The sequence below is a fragment of the Chitinophaga sp. genome (assembly GCF_036566945.1).
Taxonomy (GTDB): Bacteria; Bacteroidota; Bacteroidia; order Chitinophagales; family Chitinophagaceae; genus Chitinophaga.
This window is the reverse complement of sequence record NZ_DATCVJ010000565.1, coordinates 1-5,097: the sequence shown is the minus strand read 5'-3', so window position 1 is coordinate 5,097 and position 5,097 is coordinate 1. Positions and strand designations below refer to the sequence as shown.

The window sequence follows — 5,097 nt, the reverse complement described above, 5'->3', positions numbered from 1 at the left end:
CGGCTGGTACTTTTTTACCAATAATGACCAGCTTATTTTCTTCATCAATATGCCAGGAAAATGGCTGGCCTTCCATACTTTTCGTTAATGCCTGCTGTAAAGAGGCATGGTGCAATTCTATGCTCACAGGCGTGGCAGCCTGCAGCAGTTGCGCGTTGTAAAAGAAATGATAAGTGCTTTGTTTCTTAATAACTGTCAATACCTTTTCCAGTGTGGTCTCTTTCAATGACAATGTAATCTCCTGAGATACCCCTTTTGCACTTACATGCAGACACAAAACAACGATCAGGAAAAAATTTAATCTCATAATGAGCATCGCTTTTTTTAGGAAGGAACGGGCAAAGAAATGCCGATAGCAATTACTTAATTGCATACATTTGTAATGTTTGGGTGAATTGATAAAGTTGTCTTTAGTCGGATGGTTATCGGTAAACCCGGATTAAAAACAGAAGTGTTGCAAGCACTTCTGTTTTCTGTTTCATGATGTATTTTTTTTCATTACTGGTTGGTTGGTTTTTGGTTGATAATAAATAATGATAATTGGTTGATTTAATCAATAATCTTAATCGTTCTTCCTGTTACGACACAGTGTATATCACTAAATTTAAGAATCTCCAATGCTTTGTCCAGGCTTACATTCCGCGGTATTTCTCCCACAAACTGCTGTTGCCTGTTTTTCGTTTCAAATATTACGGTTACATCATACCACCGTGCCAGCTGCCGCATTACGGTAGTCACATCTGCCCGGTTGAATGAAAACAATCCTTTCTTCCATGCCATCACATTATCTGTATCCACATTCCTGATCAGCTGCCAGTGATCGCTCCCTTTTTGCTGTATTTGTTCTCCAGGCTGCATTACTCCGGAAAATGCGGCGCCGCTTACTTTCACTTTTCCACTCAATAAAGTAGTGGAAGCTACAGGCTCATCGTCGTAAGCGTTAATATTAAAGCTGGTACCCAATACCATTACTTCCTGTCCTTTCGACTTTACATAAAATGGTTGACGGGCGTTGACTGCTACTTCAAAATAAGCTTCTCCGGTAAGCTCTACTACGCGCTTATCTCCCGTAAAAACAGCCGGATATTTTAATGCGCTGGCTGCATTCAGCCATACCAGTGAGCCATCGGGCAACATGATCTTGAACTGTCCGCCACGAGGCGTAGTAAGCGTGTTAAATGCTACTTCGTCGCTGTTACTGGTGCTGCCTCCCTGATAAGCTACAAATCCACTGTCGAGCTTTACCACCTGTACCCCTCCCTGTTGTCCTACCACACCATTCTGTTGATCTGTCAGCACAATGCTGTTACCGTTGGATAATTGCAGAATAGCCTTGTCCGTACCCGGTCCGATATGACTGGCAAGTGGTATCGGAGCCTGTTTGGAGTCGTTCAGCCACCAGTATCCTAATCCCGCTAAAACACCCATCAGCACCGCAGCGGCTGCATACTGCCACCATCTCACTTTGCGGCTGGCTACTTCTTTTTCAAATACCTTATCTGCCTCCAACACATTTAACAACAAAGGCTCCCATACCGCCTTATCGATCTCCTGGTCTGCCGGCATTGTTGCCAGCAGATCTGCCGCCTCGCGATTAAACAGCTCCCGGTTATTTTCATCAGTAAAAAATGTGTTCAACTCGGCCTCCTCTGTTGCTGTCAAATCATTGTTGCTACATTTTTGTAATAAGTATACAATTCTTTGTTCCATAGAATTTTCAAAAACGTGTAGTAAAAAATTACAGGCGACACGCTATTGTGATGACATCACAACGCGTAATAAGATAAAGAATGTAAAAAAGGGATTTGGTACTCATCGGGGAACAATTATTTTTTCAATAATTGCAAATAAGACTTCAACTAACTTAAAATCAACTGTTTAAGGAAAATAAAATTAGTAGCGGAATTATTTTCCCTGCGGCAGTAAGATACTCCCGGATATGGCTGAGTGCTGCTGTCAGGGTATTTTTCACATAGCTATGCGAGCATTGTAGCTGATCTGCTATTTCAGGCGTTTTCAGCCCCTGCTCCCTGCTCATCTGGTAGATTTTTTTTCGTTGGGGTGGTAGTGTATTTACTGCACGCTGTATCAATAACTGCGTTTCCTTCATCTGTAGTCTGTCTTCTCCAACGTTGGCGTCCATGGCAGTCGCGCCTTCCAGCACCTGATTTATTTTGCGGCGGTAAGTCTGTTTATGAAAATAGGTAAAACATTCATTGGTAGCCACCCGGATGATCCATGCCTTAGGTTCCTGCAGCGCAGGCAGTTTATCCCGGCTCAACCAAATCCGGATAAATGTTTCCTGCACAATCTCCTGGGTACCTTCGCCCGTTTTCACCATACTGCCGATAAAAGGCGTCAGCCAGGGAAGTACGCCGTAAAAAAGTTGCCGAAAAGCATCTTCATCCCCCTCCGATATTCTGATCAATACATCTTTTTCTATATGAAAGTTGGCACCGCGCAATATCCCCTGTGTTAGTGATAGACGGCAATTTAAGCATTCTCTGATTTCTTTTTTTTTAAAAATGAAGAAATCAAAATAACAAGCGGTTAACAAAAGGATAAAGGTTACCCGTGGGGGTAACCTTTATTACGGGTTATTTTCGATCTTTATCACTTTACGGCTACCGGAGTTCTGTTCTCCTCCTTCTCCCAAAAAGCATACGGCGGCGCCACAGGAGCTTCCACCGGTAGCTCATCCCCTACTTCCGGTCCATTCTTCGCCAGCTCACTGCCGGCTTTCTTTGATTTAAAAATAGGCCACAACAACTGTGCATACCATTCTTCCTCCTTATAATGTTTCAATCCATATGCCGCAGGATACTGACGTGTAATGATCCCTGTTCCAAAAATCAGGTCCCAGATAAAAAACATATTTCCAAAATTTCCTTTATAATTTCCAATGCCATCATCGGTCGTATCGGCATGATGTGCGTGATGCGTGGCCGGCGTTGAAATAACCCGTTCCATCACCCAGGCAACGGGATTCAGCCAGCGGATTGTATAAAATGGTTTGTCCCATTTTATGCTGGAATGCGCTGCCGTGGTAATCAGGGATTTAATGCCACCCACAAAAAGCGCGGCATAACCCAATCCTAAATAAGTCAGTGCAACGGTCAGATAGATCTGCGAAAAAAACATCGTGTAAATAATATTCTGCCTGCTGGCCATCGCCATTCCCATGTACGGGGCAGAATGATGTGTACGATGGAATCGCCATAATAGTGGCAGCTGATGATGCAGCCGGTGATACCAGTATTGGGTCAGATCATCGGCTACGGCCATGATCGCAAACGCCCACCAGAAAGGCACCCACACGAAGGCATCCTTTGCATTGGGCAGTACCAGTGGCAACAGTTGTAACCCGAAGTAAGCAATCAAAGGACGCAATACGATCTTCGGCAGAATGAAGCAAACGATATCGAGAATACGTTCATTTTTGGTCCACCTGTTTTCATACAAGCCAACGGAAAACTCTACAATGCCCACCACCAGCATGATGGCAGGTAGCCCCCAGGTTTTCAGGTTATTAAATACGGCCTCCAGCAATGCAGGCGCCCGGAAAGAAAGATGTTCGGTCCTAATGGTTTCCCATGGCCTGCTGCCACTGATGTAAAACCACAGAAACATCAAAGATATCGGCAATACATAAAGCAGCAGACTAATCAGGGAATCCTTCAGAATCACCTGTGTGGGTGTTTTTGCTGTTGTTGTCATAAAATGTATTTTTTGTGATCAATGAGGATGATTAAGTAAAAAATGTAACAGCCAGATAGTACCGGCGATGATGATCAGTGGTACCAGGAATATAAATATCCCGATGGCAATTTTCTTGCTCAGTATAGCAACATCTGTAATTGTCATAATGAAGATTTTAATGATTATTTGTCCCACCACAGTGCAGGCGTTTGATAGCCTGATCCTGCCGGTGTGTTTCTATTCAGTGATTGTTCGTTTTGTGGATAAGGAATTCTTCTCGGGATCTTCCCATTAGGATTAGCCACGCTGGTGGCGTTTTGCGCCAGCGGCAAGGCCGGATATCCCGTACGGCGATAATCTGACCAGGCTTCCGGTTGCAGAAATAACGCGATATATTTTTGGGTGACAATAGTATTCAGGTCGCTGGCAGCTACTCCGCTCAGTGTAGCCTTTGCCGTTATATAGGCCTGTTGTTTATCTGAGGTAGCATAGGGATCAGCGGGATTGCTGACCACGCGCTGAAAAGAAGAACGGATGGCCGCTTCCAGCGATACTTTCACCAATGGGTCGGCGGGATTAATGCGCCATCTGGCTTCTGCCTCCAGGAACTTCGCTTCAGAAAAACTGCTGATGATCACCGGTGAAGTAGCGGTGCCATAAAAAGAGCCGATCACTGAAAAGGCCCCAGGTACGCCCGGAGCGCTTCCGCGGAAGGTACTGCTGCCAGCCGGATAAGGCGTGGCAAAGTACGCCCGCCTTGGATCTACCAGCGGCCCTTCCGGTTTGGTGGCAGCATCCGTTACTTCATTTCCGTTTAACAGATTTACAAAAGAGGCGCCCAGCCCTATCCATCCCGGGCGGTTGGTATTTTGCTGATAGAAAGGATTCGCGTTCGTGGTAGCAGCGCCAAATACCACCAGTGCATCGGAAGAATTATCTGCTATTCCCCTGTATCGCGCACCGTCATACAATGCTTTTAGTACCTGTTGTGCGGCATCTGTGGCATTTATTTTAGTGAGATGTATCGCATATCGTGCCTTCAGCGTATACGCCAGTGATTTCCATCGTTCCACATTACCGCCATAGATCACATCATCAGATGCAGGTAATACACCCAGATTGGCGGTAGCCGGTACGGAAAGATCCAGTATGGCCGAGTCCAGCTGCTCCTGCAAGGCTTTGTAAATATCTTCCTGCTTGTCATATGCCGGGTTGGTAATATTATTTCCATAGAGAGATGCCTTATAGGGAATATCTCCAAACAAATCCGTTAGTGTACCATATGCATACGTACTGAGTATGCGCGCAATACCACTGTAATAAGGTAGTTGTTGCTGTGCGGCGGTTGTCTTTACAATTTTCAGCTCGTCCAGCACATCCGCATAAAACCCTTTCCAG

Annotated in this window: 6 protein-coding genes; all 6 read right to left on the bottom strand. The window is 45.1% G+C overall.

Annotated features, from left to right (window positions below; translation table 11 throughout):
* A partial coding sequence (locus VIP81_RS17155) for a hypothetical protein (protein WP_331963517.1) occupies window positions 1-307 on the bottom strand: 307 nt, incomplete at its 3' end.
* Window positions 308-549: 242 nt separating this feature from the next.
* On the bottom strand, window positions 550-1,710 hold the full coding sequence (locus VIP81_RS17150; RefSeq protein WP_331963514.1) for a FecR family protein: 1,161 nt from the start codon (window positions 1,708-1,710) through the stop codon (window positions 550-552).
* Window positions 1,711-1,870: 160 nt separating this feature from the next.
* Complete coding sequence (locus VIP81_RS17145; RefSeq protein WP_331963510.1) at window positions 1,871-2,464, bottom strand: RNA polymerase sigma factor; 594 nt, start codon at window positions 2,462-2,464, stop codon at window positions 1,871-1,873.
* 149 nt (window positions 2,465-2,613) lie between these two features.
* The gene (locus VIP81_RS17140) at window positions 2,614-3,717 is read right to left on the bottom strand and encodes a sterol desaturase family protein (RefSeq protein ID WP_331963507.1); all 1,104 of its coding nucleotides are present in this window, start codon (window positions 3,715-3,717) and stop codon (window positions 2,614-2,616) included.
* Between the two features lie 18 nt (window positions 3,718-3,735).
* Window positions 3,736-3,864, bottom strand: coding sequence for a hypothetical protein (locus VIP81_RS17135; RefSeq protein ID WP_331963504.1), 129 nt, complete (start codon window positions 3,862-3,864; stop codon window positions 3,736-3,738).
* Window positions 3,865-3,881: 17 nt separating this feature from the next.
* Window positions 3,882-5,097, bottom strand: a 1,216-nt coding sequence (locus tag VIP81_RS17130; protein ID WP_331963502.1) for a SusD/RagB family nutrient-binding outer membrane lipoprotein, incomplete at its 5' end; no start/stop codon positions are given.

Coding starts and splice junctions, on each gene's coding strand:
- VIP81_RS17150 (WP_331963514.1), bottom strand. CDS start 1,710: ATGGAACAAAGAATTGTATACTTATTACAAAAATGTAGCAACAATGAT.
- VIP81_RS17140 (WP_331963507.1), bottom strand. CDS start 3,717: ATGACAACAACAGCAAAAACACCCACACAGGTGATTCTGAAGGATTCC.
- VIP81_RS17135 (WP_331963504.1), bottom strand. CDS start 3,864: ATGACAATTACAGATGTTGCTATACTGAGCAAGAAAATTGCCATCGGG.